This window comes from Pacificispira sp. (assembly GCF_965228185.1).
Taxonomy (GTDB): Bacteria; Pseudomonadota; Alphaproteobacteria; order UBA8366; family Aestuariispiraceae; genus Pacificispira.
In genome coordinates this window covers 15,363-34,454 of record NZ_CBDDHE010000003.1, presented here as the reverse complement: position 1 = coordinate 34,454, position 19,092 = coordinate 15,363, and the positions used below count along the sequence as shown (strand labels likewise).

General features: G+C 64.3%; 1 protein-coding gene (cut by a window edge). It reads right to left on the bottom strand.

The features are described from left to right. Positions 1-61 precede the first annotated feature (61 nt). A protein-coding gene (locus tag ACO06O_RS03810) for a DUF5801 repeats-in-toxin domain-containing protein (protein WP_421876446.1) crosses the window boundary here: on the bottom strand, positions 62-19,092 show its 3' portion. 15,265 nt of this gene lie beyond the right edge of the window; 19,031 of the gene's 34,296 nt are visible here — the last part of the coding sequence; the start codon falls outside the window, past its right edge; the stop codon is at positions 62-64.

Here is a 19,092-nt window from a genome sequence, read left to right as displayed (position 1 = left end):
TCCGGGCTGGGACCGCCGCCGTCTCGTAACGAGGGGTACTGTATTTAAGCGAGGTCGAAGCTTACCCGTTCTGGGGGTCTTCGTTCCCGCCGGCGTCGGTCAGACCGGGTTCAACCGGCGCGACCATAACGATACCGGCGTCTCCGGCGCTCGGCGGGGCGCTGCCGCCCTGCCCACCGCCATCGGCCAGCACGTCATCTCTCAACTCCATCAGCTCGTCGATGCTCAGCGCGCCGCTGCCGTCGGTATCGGCGTCGTAGCTGGCAATGTTTTCGTCCGTGCCGAAGAGATCTGCGTCGACACCGACCAGTTTGATCGCGCCGCCATCGCCCAGGCTGATGATCGTGTCGTTCCCTTCTTTCAGGATCGTCATCTCGCCCCGGTCATAGCCGCTGATGAACAGCTGGTCCGTGCCCATTTCGAAGTCGTGGATCGTGTCGACGCCGTCGCCGCGGGCATAGAAGAAGGCATCCTTGTCGCCATCGCCCGTGCCGCCGACTTCGCCGCCCCACAGTTGGTCGCCCGCCTGGAAGTCCGCCGCGGTCGGCGCCGGACGAACCGACAGGATGGCGTCGTTGTAGTCCTGATCGCCACCGTTCAGCAGGTCTTCGAAGCCGATCAGCGTCTCGCCGGAGCCACCCACGACCACTTCCGGATCGCTGGAGGACTGGAAGCCAGACACCGTGCCGTAGCTGAGGTCGTTGCCGTTGCCGGAAACATCCTCGACCGTCTTGCTGCCGCTGTCATAGCCGCCGAAGCGATAGTCGGCGACGACATTGTCGGCGTCATCCGGCAGGGGCTCGCCCGCATTCTGGGCGATTTCGACCGGGTCCCGCAGATCGTCGAACAGGCGCGCCTGGGTATAGGTACCCGAGAAGACCTGATCGCTGTCGTAGCCGCCGCCGTTGCTGTCCTGCTCCTGCCCGAAGACCAGCGTGCCGCCACCCTGGATCGACTGACCCTGGGCGATGCCCGTGGTCGCGAAGCCTTCCACACCGTCGACATAGACCTTCAGGTTGCCGTTGGTGCCGTCCCAGCTGGCCGAGACCATGTGCTCGTCCCCATCGAACAGGCCGGAGGCCAGGATGTTCGTGGCGACGGAGACACCGGCGACGAGGATCGTCAGGACACCGTTCTGCGCCCCGATGGTGAACTCGTTCCCGTTGTTCCGGCCGGCCGAGTAGGACAGCAGCGGCGTGAAGTCGCTGCCCAGCTCCGTCGACTTGAAGCCGACTTCGACGGTGACCTTCTGACCCGAGAAGCCGACATCGTCCGTGCTGAGCACGCCGTTCTTGCCGTCGGTGTTGATGGTCAGGCCGACGCCGTCCGCGATCTCCGTGATCTGGGTATGGTTCACGCCGTCGGGGTTCAGGGTCGGCGGGTTTGAGAAGTACGCATTCGCGTCCTGCCCCTGCAGTGCCTGTCCGTCGGCATAGACCGTAACCGATCCGTCCGTATTCTCGCCGAAGGTCACGACCGTCCCGTCCGCAAGGCCGGCATTCATGTCGCCACCATCCGGGATCAGGAAGAAGCCGATATCATCCTGGTCGAAGCCGTCCAGCAGGATCGTATGGGTCGAGCCGACATCGGTCTGATGCAGGTTGGCCCAGATGACCTCACCGGTTTCCGGCGTGCCTTCATCGTCCAGGACATAGTAGCCGACCGAGTTGGAATAGCCGGCATCCGTGCCCTGGAAGGTGACGGTGATCGCCTGCGGCGCCGTGCTGGCGGAACCGCTGTCCGTGCCGCCCATGATCCAGTCACGACCCGCGCCGCCCGCGACGATGTCGTTGCCCGACCCGCCCTGCAGGAAGTCGTTGCCGTACTGGCCATGGATCTGGTCATTGCCCGTGCCGCCATGGATGACGTCGTCGTAGGACACATCCCCATCCGGCGTATCCGGCACATCCGACCCGACCGGCACCGCCACGATCCCCTTCAGCAGGAAGTCGGAATTGTGGCCGCTGTGACCGGCGCCGTCATCGACCGGCGTCAGTTCCAGCTTGGTGATCGGGAAGTCGGTGTCGATCTTGGCACTGACCAGACCGTTCACCGTGCCGTTGATCACGCCGGTGGCGGACTGACCGTCGGGGCCATAGGCGACCCAGCGGGCCTGTTCCAGGTAGCCCGGATCGAACGGACCATGGTCCGCGGTGATCTGGGATTCGCCGTCGAACAGGGCAGACAAGGTGACCGTGACGGAGTCCATCGCCGTGTCGAAGGTCATCCGCATGACCTCGGTACCGGTGCCGTCACTGCCGTCCTGGGTGTCGATCTCGCCACCGTCGATGCCGCCCCCGACCGCGATCCCGGCGTAGTTATACGTGCCGTGGATGCTGGCGTCGGCAGTATGGCTCGAATTGATGGTGAAGCTGACATTCTTCGTCGAGAACGGCGCGTCGGTATAGCTGTCGGTGCCTGCATTGTAGCGCAGCGCCTGCAGCGTGACCCCAGCGTCGTCCCAGGCCGAGACAACGGCCGAGGTATTGACGTTGGTGCCGGTGATGTCGAGCGACAGCGTCTCCGTGCCGCCTGAAGCCAGATCGTCGATATTCTCGATGAAGTAGCCGGTGCCGTTATCGACCATCGACGCCACCTGATCCGCGGTCAACGCCCCGTCGAACAGCGCCGGGCTGTCAATTCGGCCGCTCAGATAGTCGCGCAGATTGTTCGCGGTATCGTCGCCGCTATGCGTCTGCGATGCCGCAAAGGTCCACGGATTCTGGTTCGAGGCCATGTTCCAGTCAGAGGCAACGCTGTCGACCAGATTGCCGTCGACGTAGAGCGACACGGTCGTGCCGTCCCAGGTCACGGTGGCGTTGTGCCAATTCTGGTAGTCGATGCTGCCGCCTTCCAGATAGAAGGTCTCGTCCTCGGTCTGGATTCGCAGCTTCACCTCACGGTCGCTGTCGATTTCCATATTGAAGTGACCGCCGTCGTCGTAGCCGCTGGAGTCCTTGGACGCCAACGTGCCGTTGTTCCAGGCCAGGAAGTCGATGGTGAAGGTCCCAGTCTGGGTTTCCATCGAGGCATGGTGCGGGACTTCGATATAGTCGCAGTCGCCGTCGAACTGGGCCGCGCCGCCATCCGGGCCGTTGGTCGAGCCGGTACCGCCCTTGGCCGTGCCGGTCAAACCGTTGACATTGTCGGTGACGGTTTCGTTGCTGCTCCAGGAGACATCGTCCAGACCGAAGTGGAAGATGGCATTGACATCAGAGCCGGTCTCGCCGCCCCCGACTTCGCCACCAACCATGCCGGTCACTTCGATATCCTTGAAGCGAACCGTCATTTCCTCGCTCTTGGTCGTCTTGGCATTGTTGTAGCCGCCCAGCGTGACCGAATGTGCGCCCGGCGACAGGTTGCCGATATCGATCGTGACCGTCTGCCAGCCACTGTCGAAATCATCGCCGCCATTGCCGTTGCCGCTGACTTTCTGGATGTAGTCGTTGCCGTTCAGCACGACTTTCTGGCCGTCGATGGCAACCCAGACCTCGCCGTATTCATTCGATTCATAGTCGCGATCGAAGGTCATCCGGTAGGTGAATGTCAGGGTCCCGTCGGTCGCGGCATCGTCCACCGTGAAGTTGGTGGTGTAGCCGCCGGCCATGTTGCAGATGTCGCAATCGTCCTTGCCGCCGATCTTGACGACATAGTCGCCACTATCGGTGTAGCCCTTGGCGTAGGAGTCGCCGTTGTTGGGATACAGGTTCAACGGGTCGTCCGAATAGCTCGGCGTGGTCAGACCGAAGGAGACTTCAACCGGTTCCGGCGGAGGCGGAGGCGTGCCGCCACCGGGGGCCTGCATGCCAGGACCGTTATCGCCATAGATGATGTCGTCGCCCTGCTGACCGTAGATCGTGTCCGCACCGCTGCCGCCGTGGATCGTGTCGTCGCCCGGGACGCCGGTTCCGCCCGACGTGTCCGGAATGTCGATATCGATCGTGGCCGACACCGTGCCGGTATCGGTCTCGCCCCGGTCCGGATCGGTATCCAGCGACGTGACTTCGACCGACAGGGTGAAGTCGCCGGTGCCGTTCGGCACGCGAATCTGCAGCCCTTCCAACTGATCCGGCGTCAGGACATGGACCTGCGAGCCCGAGAAGGTGTCGCCCGCCGTGTTGAACAGCGTCGCACCCTGCGGAACGTTGCCGATCTCGACCGTCAGGACTTCGGACCCGTCGATATCGTTGTCGCCGACGGTGATCGACACCGGCGCCGTGAAGCAGCCGTCATAGTCCTGACCCAGCGGGTCATCGCCATAGATCACGTCGTCGCCCTGCTGACCGTAGATCTGGTCGTTATCGGCACCGCCGTAGATCGTGTCGTTGAAGCTGTCACCCTCGATATCGGACACGATCTTCGTGCCGGTATCGGTCAGGATGATGTTGTCCAGCGACATGCCGCGGCCATAGGCCTGATCGTTGTCGGAGTTCTCGACGAACATGATCCGCATCGGCGAGCCGTTGCCGGTGAAGGTCACCGTCACCGTCTGCCAGTCGTGGTTCGTCTGGTTCTCCATGTCGTGGCTGTAATCGCCCAGCGTGTTGCCGTTGACCGACACCAGCATCTTGTTGACGGTCTCGTCATAGCCCGGCCGGCCGGAGTAGCTGAAGGTCAGTTCATAGACCTTGCCCGCTTCGGTCGGAACGTCGCGGTAGATGCCGTCCGAGTCGGAATAGACATCGCTGGTGACGTTGTTCAGTTCGACGAAGTTGTGACCGTCCGCCGCCGAGGTCTTGCCGTCCGGCTGATCGCCCAGATCGCGGACCAGATTGTCGGTCCAGATCTCAACGTCTTCCGCCGTGGTGGTCCAGCCTTCGATGCTCTGCGCGAAGTAGCTCGGATTCGACTGCTGGACATCGCCCGGCATGGTCTCGAACGACGTCTGGAACACGACGGTCGGCTGACCGACCACCACGACCCCGTCGCCATCCGCATCCGGACCGCCATCGCCGTACAGGACATCTTGACCGCCCTGACCCAGGATCGTGTCGTCACCGCCCATGCCGATGATGGTGTCGTTGCCGTCACCGCCGGCGATGACCTCGTCATCCGCGGTACCGGTCAGGACATCGTCGCCCACCGTGCCGGAGATATCCGCCGTCACGCCGCCATTATCCGGCGCGTCGATCGTATACCGCTCGACATCCATGTTGACGTCGTTGAAGTCGTTGTCGCCGCCGCCCGGGATATCCTCCCAGTTCTGGTTGCCGACAACGGCGTTGTCCTGGGTGTAGTCGAAATTGCCTTCGTTCAGACCCGGCGTCGAGAAGATCACCGGATCGCCCTGACCGGACAGCGGGCCGTTCGCCGTATGGGCAACCCAGTTGCCGCTGCCGTTCTGCTGGAAGGTGATTTCCGTCCCGTTGGCCAGGCCCGGGTTCAGGCTGGCGCCGTTGGAGATCACGAAGAAGCCGACGCTGTCCGGGTCTACGCCTTCGATTTCCTTGGTGACGCCGATTTCCTGCTTCGTGTTGGCGAACAGGATCTGACCGACGGTCGGGACGCCGCCCGCACCGATGATGAAGTAGCCGTAGCTGTTGTTATAGGCGGCGCTTTCCTGACCCATATTGGTCACGCGCAGCCCTTCGCCCGGCTCGGTCGGATCGTCGCACGGCGCCGCCGTCGCGTCTTCGACTTCCAGATCGATTTCGTCGACGACCGGGGCCACGAAGACCGTGAAGGTCTCGCTGTCGGAGGCGGTGTCGCCGTCGACATCGGTGGTATCCGCGGTCAGCGTCAGAGAAATCTCGCCGGAGAAGTCTTCCGTCGCCCGCAGGGCCAGACCGTCCAGATCGGCTTCGGTCAGGCTCCAGACGCCCGCCGAAACTTCCGTACCGGCATTCAGGGTCGCCCCGGCCGGCACGCCGGACAGGGTGAAGGACACATCGCCCGGACCTTCGCCCGTCGCGGTGTAGGTGATGTCCAGCGGGACCCACTGATCCTCGAGGCCGCCGCCCGACGCCGTCACATCCAGATCCGGATTGGTATCCGCGATGTTGATGGTCGCCGTCGCGGTCGACATGTCGCCGTCGCCGTCGGTGATCGTGTAGGAGAAGACCTCCTGCTCGGTCTGACCGTTCGTCGAATGGTCGATGCTGGCATTGGCCGTGAAACTGTACGTCCCGTTGGCCTGAACCGTCAGCGTCCCGGTCTGGGTCGTGACCGTCGAGCCGGGCACGCCGGTCTGCTGGTTGCCGTTCGCATCCGTATAGGTGAACGAGGTCAGGGTCGAGCCGTCGGCGCCCAGATCGTCATTCGCCAGCAGGTTGCCGGTGACGGCCTGACCGCCTTCGACCGTGCTGTTGACGTCATTGACCGCGACCGGAACCGTGTCGCCGACATTGATCGTCAGCGTGGCATCGTCGCTGCCGTACTGGTTGGTCACGGTGTAGGTGACGGCCTCGCTCAGGCCGCCGCCGCTGTGATCCTCGGACGGGTCGGACGTGTAGGTGTAGCTGCCATCTGCCTGGACCGTCAGCTGACCATAAACCGTGTCGACCGTGTCGCCCGCCGACGCCGTGCCGGTGGAGCCGTCTTCCTTCGTGTAGGTGAAGGACGTGATCTGACCGCCGCCGGTGTCGTCGTTGCTGAGCACGTTGCCCGTGACGGTCTGACCGCCTTCGACCACCGAAGCCGTATCGTCGTTCGCATCCACCGGATCCGGCAGCGGCGGGCCGTCGAGCTGGACGTCTTCCCAATCCTGGACGGTGATGCCCAGGGCGGAGAAGGTCCGCTCGGCCCCGCTGTCGGTCAGCGGGTTCGAGTTGTCGGCGATGAACTGCTGAATTTCGCGCAGTTCCTGAACGATGGCCGGGTTCTCCAGGTCCGCCGCGCTGTACTTGATGCGCAGCGTATCCGTACCCGTGCCGCCGTCATACCGCTCCCCGACGCCGCCTTCGCCGACCGTGAACAGGCCAAGGTCGTCTTCCGACCCGGCATGGACATCGTCGATGCCCTTGCCGCCGTCGACCGTGTCGCTGTCGGCACCGCCGCGCAAGATGTCATTGCCCTTTTCGCCATAGAGCTGGTCGTTGCCTTCTTCGCCATAAATCGTGTCGTTGAAGGTGTCCGCCGGCGTCTCTCCGCCACCGGTCTGGACCAGATCGGCGTTGCCGACGATATGGCCGTCCGCGAAGGCGATGGCTTCAACATTGTTCACCGTCAGCATCTTGCCGGTGTCGAGGTCGATGACCTGCGTGTTGATGGACCCGTTATTGTTCGTGAAGTTCTGGAACTGATAGGACGTCGACGCCTTGCTGAGATACAGCACGTCGTCGCCGGCCCCGCCATCGACCGCGGTATTGCCCTGGATGTTCTCACCCGGGTTCACGCTGTCGTTGCCGTCGCCCATGTTCAGGTTGTTGCCCTGATTGGTGTCGCCGTTGACGATCAGAACGTCGTTGCCGTCTCCCATCTGGAAGTTTTCGTTCATCTTCAGATCGCGATCGACCACGAAGGTATCGGAACCCGACGTGCCGTGATGGTTCATGCTGCCATCGTCGACGAAATCGTTCTCCCCAACGGTCAGGCCGCCGCCCGTCGTACCGCCCGAGGTCGGAACCGTCGCCGTGAAGGAGAACGGATCCGGCAGCGGCGCGCCGCTGGCACCGTGATCTTCGTCATGGTCGGACGTGTAGCTGAAGCTGCCGTCGGCATTGACCGTCAGCATCCCATACTTGGTGTCGACCGTGACGCCGTTGGTCGCATCGACCAAGGCCGTCAAAGCCTGGCCGCTTTCGGCGGTATAGGTGATCGACGTGACCACGCCCGCGCCGACGCCGCCCAGCGTACCGGTGATCGTGAAGCCGCCTTCGGAGACGTGACCCGCCTCGCCCGGTTCGCCGATATCGCCCGAACCGCTGTCCTCGCCAATGGAGAGGAACGGACCCCGGTCGGTGACATAGACCTGCTGCGAGCCGTTGACGATTTCATGATCCGGCGGGCAGGCATCCGGCCCGTCGCCATACAGGACATCGTCACCACGGTTGCCGTAGATCGTGTCGTCGCCGGCCCCGCCGGTGATCGTATCGTCCCCGTAGCCGTCGCCGCCCGGCAGGCTGACGCTGATGGTCTGGACCACATCCGCCGACGTGTCGGTGGTGCTGTCATCCGCATCGGTGTCGACCGTCCGCGCCGCGACCGTGATGTCGAACGCGTCCGTCCCGGCCGGGAAGGTGACCGTCAGCCCCTGCAGGTCCGCGACGGACAGCTGCGCCGTGCCGTTGGTGACGGTGATCGCACCGTTGTCGGAGCTGAGCGTCGCACCTTCCGGCAGGCCGCTGAGGGTCAGGGAGGCCACTTCGGACCCGTCCTGATCGATCAGGCCGACGCCGATGTTGAGCGCGGCGGACATGAAGCCGTCATACTCGTCCCCGATCAGCAGGTCGTTGCCGCCCTGGCCGTCGATCGTATCGTCGCCCGCGCCGCCCAGCAGCGTATCGCTGCCGGCGCCGCCGATCAGGATGTCGTCGGTGCCTTCGTCGCCCACCGCAACCACATCGGCGGTCACGCTGAGGGTCGGGCCGTCGGCGATCTCATGGACCGTGACCGGCAGCGGCATCGGATCGGTGGTGAAGGTTTCGCCGGTGACCGAATGGGTCGCCGTCGCCGTCACCGTGATCCCGAAATCGTCCGCCGAATGCAGGCCGGCCTGGATGGTCAGACCTTCCAGATCGTCCGGCGTCAGCGTGTAGCTGGACGAACCTGTCAGGGTCTGGCCCGTTCCGGTGACCAGCACCGCGTCGGTCGGCACATTGCCCAGCGTGACACCCACGGTCACCGCATTATTGGCCTGGGCCAGATCGGCCGAGATGGACAGGCCGATCGGCTGATCCTCATAGCCTTCCGCCGGGCCGATCTGCAGCGACAGTTCCGGCAGCGTGTCTTCGATTTCGAAGCTATGCGTCGCCGAGGACGTATCGCCGTCCGCATCGGTGATCGTGTAGGTGATCGCATCCGTCACGGCATCGCCGTTCGGATTATCGACCGACGTGTTGGACGTGTAGCTGTAGCTGCCATCCGCCTGAACGGTCAGGGTACCGTGTTCGGTCTGAACTTCCTGACCGACGGCACCGGTCTGCGTATCGCCGTTGACGTCGGTGTAGGTGAAGGAGGTGACCGATGCGCCATCCGCGCCCGCCACGTCATTGCCCATCAGCTGGCCGGTGACGGTCACGCCGCCCTCGTCCAGCGTGACCTGGCCGTCATCGACCGCCAACGGCACGTCGTCGATCACGTTCACCTGGAAGCTGTGGCTGAACTGCACCCCGTCGAAGGAGGCCGGGTCGAAGTCGAAATCTTCGGCCGAGGCCGCCGCGGCGGCGGTCGGGATCCCGATCAACCCGAAGGTCAACGCCTGGACGTTCTGACCGGCCCCGTTCTGATGGTCGATCGACCCTTTCAGCGTGAAGGTGAATGTGCCGTCGGCATTGAGCTGGACCGTGAAGACGTCGCGCCCGCCGGCCGTGGCCGTCAGAACGTCGCCATTCTGCTGATACGTGACCGCATCGCCCTGAGAGGTCAGGCCCGCCGGACCTTCGATCGTGAAGGTCAGGTCGCTGTAGCCCAGGCCCGTCGGAGCGCCGGCCGCGGCACCGTCGGCGCCGTAGTCGATGCTGATCAGCTCCTCGCCCGCCAGGCCAAGGTTGCCGTTGACCGCAAGGGCACCGGCATCCGGGCTGCTGCCGTCGGCCAGGTCGTCTTCGTCGACCGTCGGGATCGTCGTCGTGGTGATGACCTCGACATTGATGTTGACGTCGTTGAAGTCGTTGTCGCCGCCGCCCGGGATGTCTTCCCAGTTCTGGTTACCGGCAACTTGGTTGTCGACCGTGTAATCGAAGTTGCCTTCGTTCAAGGACGGGTCGTCGAACAGGACCGGATCGCCCTGGCCGGACAGACGGCCGCCATCGGCAACCGCATGCCATTCGCCGCTGTTGTCCTGCTCGAAGGTCACCGTCATCCCGTTCGAGATGCCGCCGTTCAGCGACGCCCCGTTCGAGATCACGAAGAAGCCGATATCCGCCGCGTCGTGACCTTCGATCGTGTAGGTCTCGCCGATATCCTGCTTGGTGTTGGCGAAGATGATCTTGCCTTCGGTCGGTTCGCCGTTCGGGCCCTTCACATAGTAGCCGTAGGTGTTGTTATAGGCCGCGCTCTCCTGGCCCATATTCGTGACCTGGATGATCTGCTCTTCATTACCGCCGACCGGAACGGTGTTCGCGGTCGCGACCGGCACATCATCCTTCACGTCGACCAGGATCGAGCCGGAGGCCGCATCCCCATCGCTGTCGGTCACCGTGACGGTGAACGGCAGGTCGGCAATCAGGTTCTCGCCCTGGCCCGCGGCATGGTCGAGATTGCCCGTCAGATCGAAGGTCCAGCCGAAGCCGTCCGTCGCATTGCCCGTCAGGGTCATGGTGAAGACGGTCTCGCCATCGGCCGACGCCGTGATGGTCATGCCATCGCCCGACACTTCGTAGCTGACCGGCTGGCCGCCCGAAGTCAGATTCCGCCCCTCGAGTTCCGCCGGAACCGACAGAGCGATCGACCCGAAGCCGTCTTCGCCCAACGTCAGCTGGATATCGCCACTGACCGAAGAAGGCTGGTTCTGATCCGTGCCCTGGTCGGTATCGCCGGCCTCGACGCCCAGATCGTCCTCGTCCACGAAGGCACCGTCCGGTCCCATGTTGGGATCGTCGTCGCCCGGATAGAAGATTTCGATTTCCGGCTCGTCATCGTCGGTGATCGTGACACTCAGGGTCGCGGAGGACGTGTCGCCATCCGCATCCGTCAGCGTGTAGCCGAAGTTTTCCACATGGGTGTCGCCGCCGCTCACCACATCGCCATTGGCGGTGAAGGTGTAGCTGCCGTCGGCCATCACCGTCAGCGTGCCGGCTTCCGTCGTCGCCGTCCCGCCATTCTGCGGATCGACGGTGACGGACACGGTCTGGCCGTTCGCATCCTTGTAGGTGAAGGACGTGACCGTCGCGCCATCGGCGCCTTCCGTGTCGTTCGACGTCATGACGTTGCCCGACACCGAATGGCCTTCTTCCACCGGACCGGCGCTGTCATCCACCGCCGTCGGCACGTCGTCGACCACATTGACCTGGAAGCTGTGCGTGAACGCCACCCCGTCGAACGAGGCCGGATCCAGATCGTAGTCGGTGATCGCGCCCGCATTCGGAACGCCCGTCAGGCCGAAGGTCAGGGCCTGCACGTTCTCGCCCGCACCGGTGGCGTGGTCGATCGTGTCCTTCAGGGTGAATGAGAAGCTGCCGTCCGCATTCAGCGTCACCGTGAACACTTCGCGGCCACCCGCCGTCGCCACCAGTTCGCCCGGCGTCGAATTGTCATAGGTGATCGCTTCGCCTTGCGACGTCAGGCCCGCAGGACCGTCGATGGTGAAGGTCAGGTCGCCATAGCCCAGACCCGACGGCGCTCCGTCGGCCGGACCATCCGCGCCGTAATCGATCGTCACCAGCTCCTCGCCCGCGAGGTTCAGGTTGCCGTTCGCCGTCAGACCTTCCTTATCCAGATCGGACCCGTCGATCAGGTCGTCTTCGTCCAGCGTGACCTGCTCGGCGACAACGCCACCGCCGGTAACGGTCTGCTGGAACTGCACCGAATGGACCAGGAAGTCGTGCCCGCCGCCGCTCGGCGCCGTGAACACGATGCTGTCGAACGGACCGCCGTCATCGGCCGTGGCCGTGAAGGCCGCGTCGATCTGATCGGTCACCCCGTCCACCGTGGCCGTGCCGACCGGCTGGCCGTCGCGGTACAGGGTATAGGTGCCGTCTTCCTGGCTGTTCATCCAGGAATAGGAGATCGTGACCTCGGTGATCGGCGTATCGAAGTCGATATGCAGCTCTTCCGAGATGCCGTGGTTGTTGCTGTAACCGATTTCGGACTGGTCGCCCGACGCCGCGCCCGTCACGCCGAAGCCCGGCGGGTTGGCATTGGTCGACACCAGGGCACCCGACTTGTCGGTCAGCGTGCCGTCCGGATTGATCTGGCGGCCCGTCACCGTGAAGCCGGTGTCGGTTTCGCTGTAATTCTCGGCCGTGATCGTCACGGTGACAATTTCCGGCTCGCCGGACAGGTCGTTGGCCGTGGCAACCGGCACGTCGTCGACAACAGAGACCGAGATCGTCTGCGTCACGCTCGCCGTATCCAGGCCCTGGACCGGGTCGCCGTCACCGTCGACCGCCGCTGCAATCGCCGCCGCGCTCGGCACGCCGGTCAGGGTGAAGCCCAGATCCATGGCGTTCTGACCCGCGCCGTCGGCGTGGTCCAGACTGTCCTGCAGGTCGAAGGTGAAGCTGCCGTCGGCGTTCAGTTCGACCGTGAAGACCGTGCGGCCGCCCGCTTCGGCGGTCAGCACGTTGCCATTCTGGCTGTAGGTCACCGCTTCGCCCTGCGAGGTCAGACCCGCCGGACCTTCGATGGTGAAGTCCAGATCGCTGTAGCCGATCCCGGCCGGGGCGCCTGCCGCCGGACCGTCCGCGCCATAATCGATGGCAATGACATCGCCCGAGCCGAAGCCCAAATCGCCGGACACTGAGGTCGACTGGCTGCCGTCCGTGCCGTCCGCCAGATCGTCCTCATCGACCGAGACGGATTCCGCCTGTCCGATGACGGGCGCGTCATTGGCGACCGCCGGGACGTCGTCGACGACCGACAGGGAGACCGTGCCAGAAGCCTGGCTTCCGTCGCTGTCGGTGATGGTGATCGCGACCGGCATGCTCAGCACGTTCTCGCCCGCACCCGCCGGATGGTCCAACTGACCCACCAGATCGAAGGTATAGGCCATCGTGCCGCTGGCCGGATCGCCGCTCAGGGAGACGGTGAATACAGTCTCGCCATCCGCACTGGCCGTCAGGGTCAGGCCGTCGGCGGACACCGTATAATCGATCGCCGTGCCGCCTGATGTCAGCCCCATATCCTGCAGCGCCTGCGGCGCGGACAGGACAATCGGGTCCGTCGTGGCCGGACCGTCGGAGCCATATTCGACGTCGAAGGACTTGGTAATCGTCGACGCCTGCGCACCGTCAGTGCCGTTGACTGCATCGCCGGCCGCCGTCGTCAGGTCGTCCTCGTCCAACGTCGCCGTCGCAGCGGCGCCCAGATTGAGGTTCAGGCAACCATCGGTAATGACGATTGTCTGGCTGGCCGACGACGTGTCGCCGTCGCCATCCGTCAGCGTGTAGGTGAAGGTGTCGCTGGCATCGCCCGCATCGTTCGCCACCTGCTGATCGACCGTATAGCTCCAGGTTCCGTCCGAATTGACCGTAAGGGTACCGTGGATCGTATCGACGGTCTCACCCGCCTGGGCTTCATGCTGCTGACCGTCCTCACCCATGTAGGTGAAGCTAGTGATCGCGCCGCCATCTGCGCCCAATTCGTCATTGGCCAGCAGATTGGCCGAGCCCTGATCCGTTCCGACCGTGACCGACACCGTAGCGCCATCCGACAGCAGGCTCGGATTGTTCGGGCCGATATACATGCCGTTGAAGGCATTCGCGGCGGTCCATTCGACATCGGCATGCGCCGCCGTCGGCAGGTCTCCAGCGGTGTAGCCATCGTCGGTGATGAACAACTCGCCCTCACCCGGACCGTAGCCCGGCGTCTTGTTGTTCCCCGCCTTGACGGTCAGCCCCGCAACCAGCGTCGAGTTCGGGTAGTTGGCATCGACAAACTGCTGGATCGGCAGATGATCCGGATCCCGGACCCCATCCATCTGGTCGAAGTCTTCGATCTTCACCTTCGTGATCTCGCCGGTCGTATTGTCGGCGAGATAGAGAACGATGTTCGAGATATCGTGGCTCATTTCCGGCAGATCGCCGCCGCCGCCACCGGTCGAGCACTCCCCGACCGTGACCACACCGTCGTCATGCGCCACCGGCACATCGTCGACGACATCGATTTCCAGCGTCGCCGTCGCGGTACCGCCGTCGCCGTCGGTCACCGTTATATCGAAGGGCAGATCGTTGATGACGTTCTGACCCTGGCCGGTCGGGTGATCCAGCACCCCGGTCAGATCGAAGTTGAAGCCGTAACCGTCGGTCGAATTGCCGCTCAGCGTCAGCGTGAAGACAGACTCGCCCCCTGCAGAGCCGGTAATCGATTGACCGTCCTGCGACAGCGTATAGGTCACCGAGGTGCCACCCGAGGTCAGATTCATGTCGATCAGACCCTGCGGAATGCTCAGCATCACGCTGGCAATGCCGTCGGCACCGCCGTCAATGTCGAGCGTACCGGAAGTCGAGCTGTCCTGGCTGCCGTCGGAACCGGTCACCAGATCGCCGGCTTCGCTGCCCAGATCGTCCTCGTCGACCAGGAACTCACCCGCTCCGATGGACGGATCGTTCTCGTCGCCCGTCGGCGGCGTGGTCGGCGGGGTCGGCGGGGTGATGGTCGGGCCGTCATCGGTAATCGTGAAGGCCTGGACCGCCGACGAGCTGTCGCCGTCATTGTCGGTGATCGTGTAGGTGAAGCCTTCCGTCAGCGGCTGGCCGTTCGTATGGGTCTCGTTCGCATCCGACGTGTAGGTATAGGACCCGTCCGCCGCGATGGTCAGCGACCCGTATTGCGTGTCGACCGTGACCCCGTTGACCGGGTCAACCGACGCCGTCACCTGCTGGCCGCTTTCGTCCGTATAGGTGATCTCCGTCACCGTCACCGGATCGTCCGCACCGCGGATGTCGTTGTCCATGACGTTGCCGGTGACGGATTCCCCGCCCTCTTCCAGCGTCTTGGTCGCGTCGTCCACCGCCGTCGGGACATCGTCCACGACCGAGATGTGGAACGTGCTGGACGCCGTCGAACCGTCGCTGTCGGTCACCGTCACCGTGAACGGCAGGTCGACTTCGTTCGCGCCCTGGCCTTCCGGATGATCGATCTGGCCGACCAGCTCGAACGCATAGCCCGTGCCGCCGCCCGTCAGCGTCATCGTGAAGATGGTCGTGCCGCCGGCCGTACCGGTGATCGTGCCGCCATCGTTCGAATAGGTGATCGGAACGCCGTTCGACGTCAGCGCAGGCAGGTCGCCCTCGCCCGTGAACGCAACACCGCCGGGGCCGTCATTGCCATAGTCGATGTTCAGCTCGCCCGTGACCGTCGTGCTTTCCTTGTCCGCATCCGACCCATCGGCCAGATCGTCCTCGTTCACGCGGCCCGCATTGATGCCCAGCTCCGGATGGTCCGGATCTTCCTCACCAACCGGCGGCTCGCCCGGGGGCGGCGGTTCCGGCGGGTTCGGCGGCGTCGGCGTCGGCGGGTCGATCGTCGGACCCGTGTCCTTGATCGTGAAGGCCTGGACCGCCGACGAGCTGTCGCCGTCATTGTCGGTGATCGTGTAGGTGAAGCCTTCCGTCAGCGGCTGGCCGTTCGTATGGGTCTCGTTCGCATCCGACGTGTAGGTATAGGACCCGTCCGCCGCGATGGTCAGCGACCCGTATTGCGTGTCGACCGTGACCCCGTTGACCGGGTCAACCGACGCCGTCACCTGCTGGCCGCTTTCGTCCGTATAGGTGATCTCCGTCACCGTCACCGGATCGTCCGCACCGCGGATGTCGTTGTCCATGACGTTGCCGGTGACGGATTCCCCGCCCTCTTCCAGCGTCTTGGTCGCGTCGTCCACCGCCGTCGGGACATCGTCCACGACCGAGATGTGGAACGTGCTGGACGCCGTCGAACCGTCGCTGTCGGTCACCGTCACCGTGAACGGCAGGTCGACTTCGTTCGCGCCCTGGCCTTCCGGATGATCGATCTGGCCGACCAGCTCGAACGCATAGCCCGTGCCGCCGCCCGTCAGCGTCATCGTGAAGATGGTCGTGCCGCCGGCCGTACCGGTGATCGTGCCGCCATCGTTCGAATAGGTGATCGGAACGCCGTTCGACGTCAGCGCAGGCAGGTCGCCCTCGCCCGTGAACGCAACACCGCCGGGGCCGTCATTGCCATAGTCGATGTTCAGCTCGCCCGTGACCGTCGTGCTTTCCTTGTCCGCATCCGACCCATCGGCCAGATCGTCCTCGTTCACGCGGCCCGCATTGATGCCCAGCTCCGGATGGTCCGGATCTTCCTCACCAACCGGCGGCTCGCCCGGGGGCGGCGGTTCCGGCGGGTTCGGCGGCGTCGGCGTCGGCGGGTCGATCGTCGGACCCGTGTCCTTGATCGTGAAGGCCTGGACCGCCGACGAGCTGTCGCCGTCATTGTCGGTGATCGTGTAGGTGAAGCCTTCCGTCAGCGGCTGGCCGTTCGTATGGGTCTCGTTCGCATCCGACGTGTAGGTATAGGACCCGTCCGCCGCGATGGTCAGCGACCCGTATTGCGTGTCGACCGTGACCCCGTTGACCGGGTCCACCGACGCCGTCATCTGCTGACCGCTTTCGTCCGTATAGGTGATCTCCGTCACCGTCACCGGATCGTCCGCACCGCGGATATCGTTGTCCATGACGTTGCCGGTGACGGATTCCCCGCCTTCTTCCAGCGTCTTGGTCGCGTCGTCCACCGCCGTCGGGACATCGTCCACGACAGAGATGTGGAACGTGCTGGACGCCGTCGAACCGTCACTGTCGGTCACCGTCACCGTGAACGGCAGGTCGACCTCGTTCGCGCCCTGGCCTTCCGGATGATCGATCTGGCCGACCAGCTCGAACGCATAGCCCGTGCCGCCGCCCGTCAGCGTCATCGTGAAGATGGTCGTGCCGCCGGCCGTACCGGTGATCGTGCCGCCATCATTCGAATAGGTGATCGGAACGCCGTTCGACGTCAGCGCCGGTAGGTCGCCCTCGCCCGTGAACGCAACACCGCCGGGGCCGTCATTGCCATAGTCGATGTTCAGCTCGCCCGTGACCGTCGTGCTTTCCTTGTCCGCATCCGACCCATCGGCCAGATCGTCCTCGTTCACGCGGCCCGCATTGATGCCCAGTTCCGGATGGTCCGGATCTTCCTCACCAACCGGCGGCTCGCCCGGGGGCGGCGGTTCCGGCGGGTTCGGCGGCGTCGGCGTCGGCGGGTCGATCGTCGGACCCGTGTCCTTGATCGTGAAGGCCTGGACCGCCGACGAGCTGTCGCCGTCATTGTCGGTGATCGTGTAGGTGAAGCCTTCCGTCAGCGGCTGGCCGTCGGTATGAGCCTCGTTCTCGTCGGAGGTATAGGTGAAGGAGCCGTCGGCATTGACCGTCAGCGTGCCGTATTGCGTGTCGACCTGGACACCGACCGAACCGGTCTGCGTCGAGCCGTCCTCCGCCGTGTAGGTGAAAGAGGTGACGACCGCGCCGTCGGCGCCTTCGACATCATTCGCCATGACGTTGCCGGTGACGGATTCCCCGCCTTCCTTGAGCGTCAGCGTGGCGTCGTCATTGGCAACCGGGACGTCGTCGACGACATCGACCAGGATCGTGGCACTGGCGGCGTCGCCGTCGGCATCGGTCACCGTCACACCGAACGGGATGCCGGCGATGATATTTTCGCCCGCGCCCGCCGGATGATCCAGCTGACCCGTCAGATCGAAGGTCCAGCCGAAACCGTCGGTCGGATTGCCGGTCAGGGACAGCGTGAAGACGTCTTCACCGTCCGCCGTTGCGGTGATCGTCTGCCCGTCGCCGGACAGGGTATAGGTCACCGCCGAACCGCCGGAGGTCAGGCCCATGGCCTGCAGTTCCTGCGGCACCGTCAGGGCGATGGAGCCGAAGCCGTCATCGCCGGTATCGATGTTCAGACCGCCGCTGACGGACGAACCCTGGCTCTGGTCGGAACCGTCGACCAGGTCGCCGGTTTCGCTACCCAGATCGTCCTCGTCGACCACCGCGCTGTCCGCATTGGCGCCGGGATAGGAGATTTCGATCGTCGGCTCGTCATCGTCGGTGATGGTGACCGTCAGGACCGCCGTATCCTGATCGCCGTCGCCGTCGGTCAGGGTGTAGGTGAAGCTCTCCGTCACCGCCTCGGAGCCGGTGACCGCGTCTTCGGCCGTCGTGAAGGTATAGCTGCCGTCGGCCTGGACCGTCAGGCTGCCGGTCGGCGTCGTAACCGTGACGCCGTTGACCGGATCGACCGTCGCCGTCGCCGGATTGCCGTTGACGTCGGTATAGGCGATGTCGGTAACCGTCGCGCCGTCCGCACCCGGAATGTCGTTCGGATCGATCAGGTTGCCGCTGACCGATTGGCCCTCTTCGACCGGGCCGGCATTGTCGTCGACCGCGGTCGGCACGTCGTCGACCACCTGGACCGAGAAGCCATGTTCGAAGACCAGACCGTCCAACGCGGCCGGATCGAGGTCGAAGTCTGTACCGCCGATACCGTCCTTCGGCACGCCGAGGATCGAGAAGTCGAAGGTCAGGACGTCTTCCGCCGTGAACTGCGGGTGATCCAGCTGATCCACCAGTTGGAACGTATAGGTCGCATCCGGGTTCAGGGTCACGGTGAAGACCGGGCGCTCATTGGCCCCGCCCGCATCGGCCGTCGCCGTCAGCACGCCGTTCTCTTGCGTGAAGGTGACGGCGTCGCCGGCGGCGGTCAGGTCGGTCGGCAGGCTCGCCATGTCGAAGCTGAAGTCCAGATCGCCGTATTGCAGCGCCGTCGGGGCGCCCGGAGCCGGGCCGTCCGCGCCGTAATCGATGGTGATCAGGTCCTCGCCGGCGAGGTTCAGATCGCCGATCGCCGACAGGCTTTCCTTGTCCGTGTCGGAACCGTCGGACAGATCGTCCTCGTCCACCACGACCGTCTGGCCGGTGACTTCGGAACCGCCCGTGCCGGTACCGTTCGGGTCGATATAGCTGAAGTCGATCCCGGTGATCCAGTAGTCGGAGCTGTCCTGGGTCGTCGTCTGACCGTCTTCCGCATCCGGAATGCCCTGGGCATACGGGGTCGCAGTGAAGACCAGCTGATCGATCGTCACACCTTGCGGCAGGCTGATCTCATAGCTGCCCTGGTTGTTACCGATATTGGCGGTGAAATCGCCCTCCGCGACCAGCTGACCGTCCTTATAGGCCGCCCAATGGCCCTGTTCGACGCCTTCGCCTTGACGGAATTCGTTGTTGTAGAGGTTGGCGACCGTGAAGGTGACACCGGTGACGTCGTAGTCGAAGT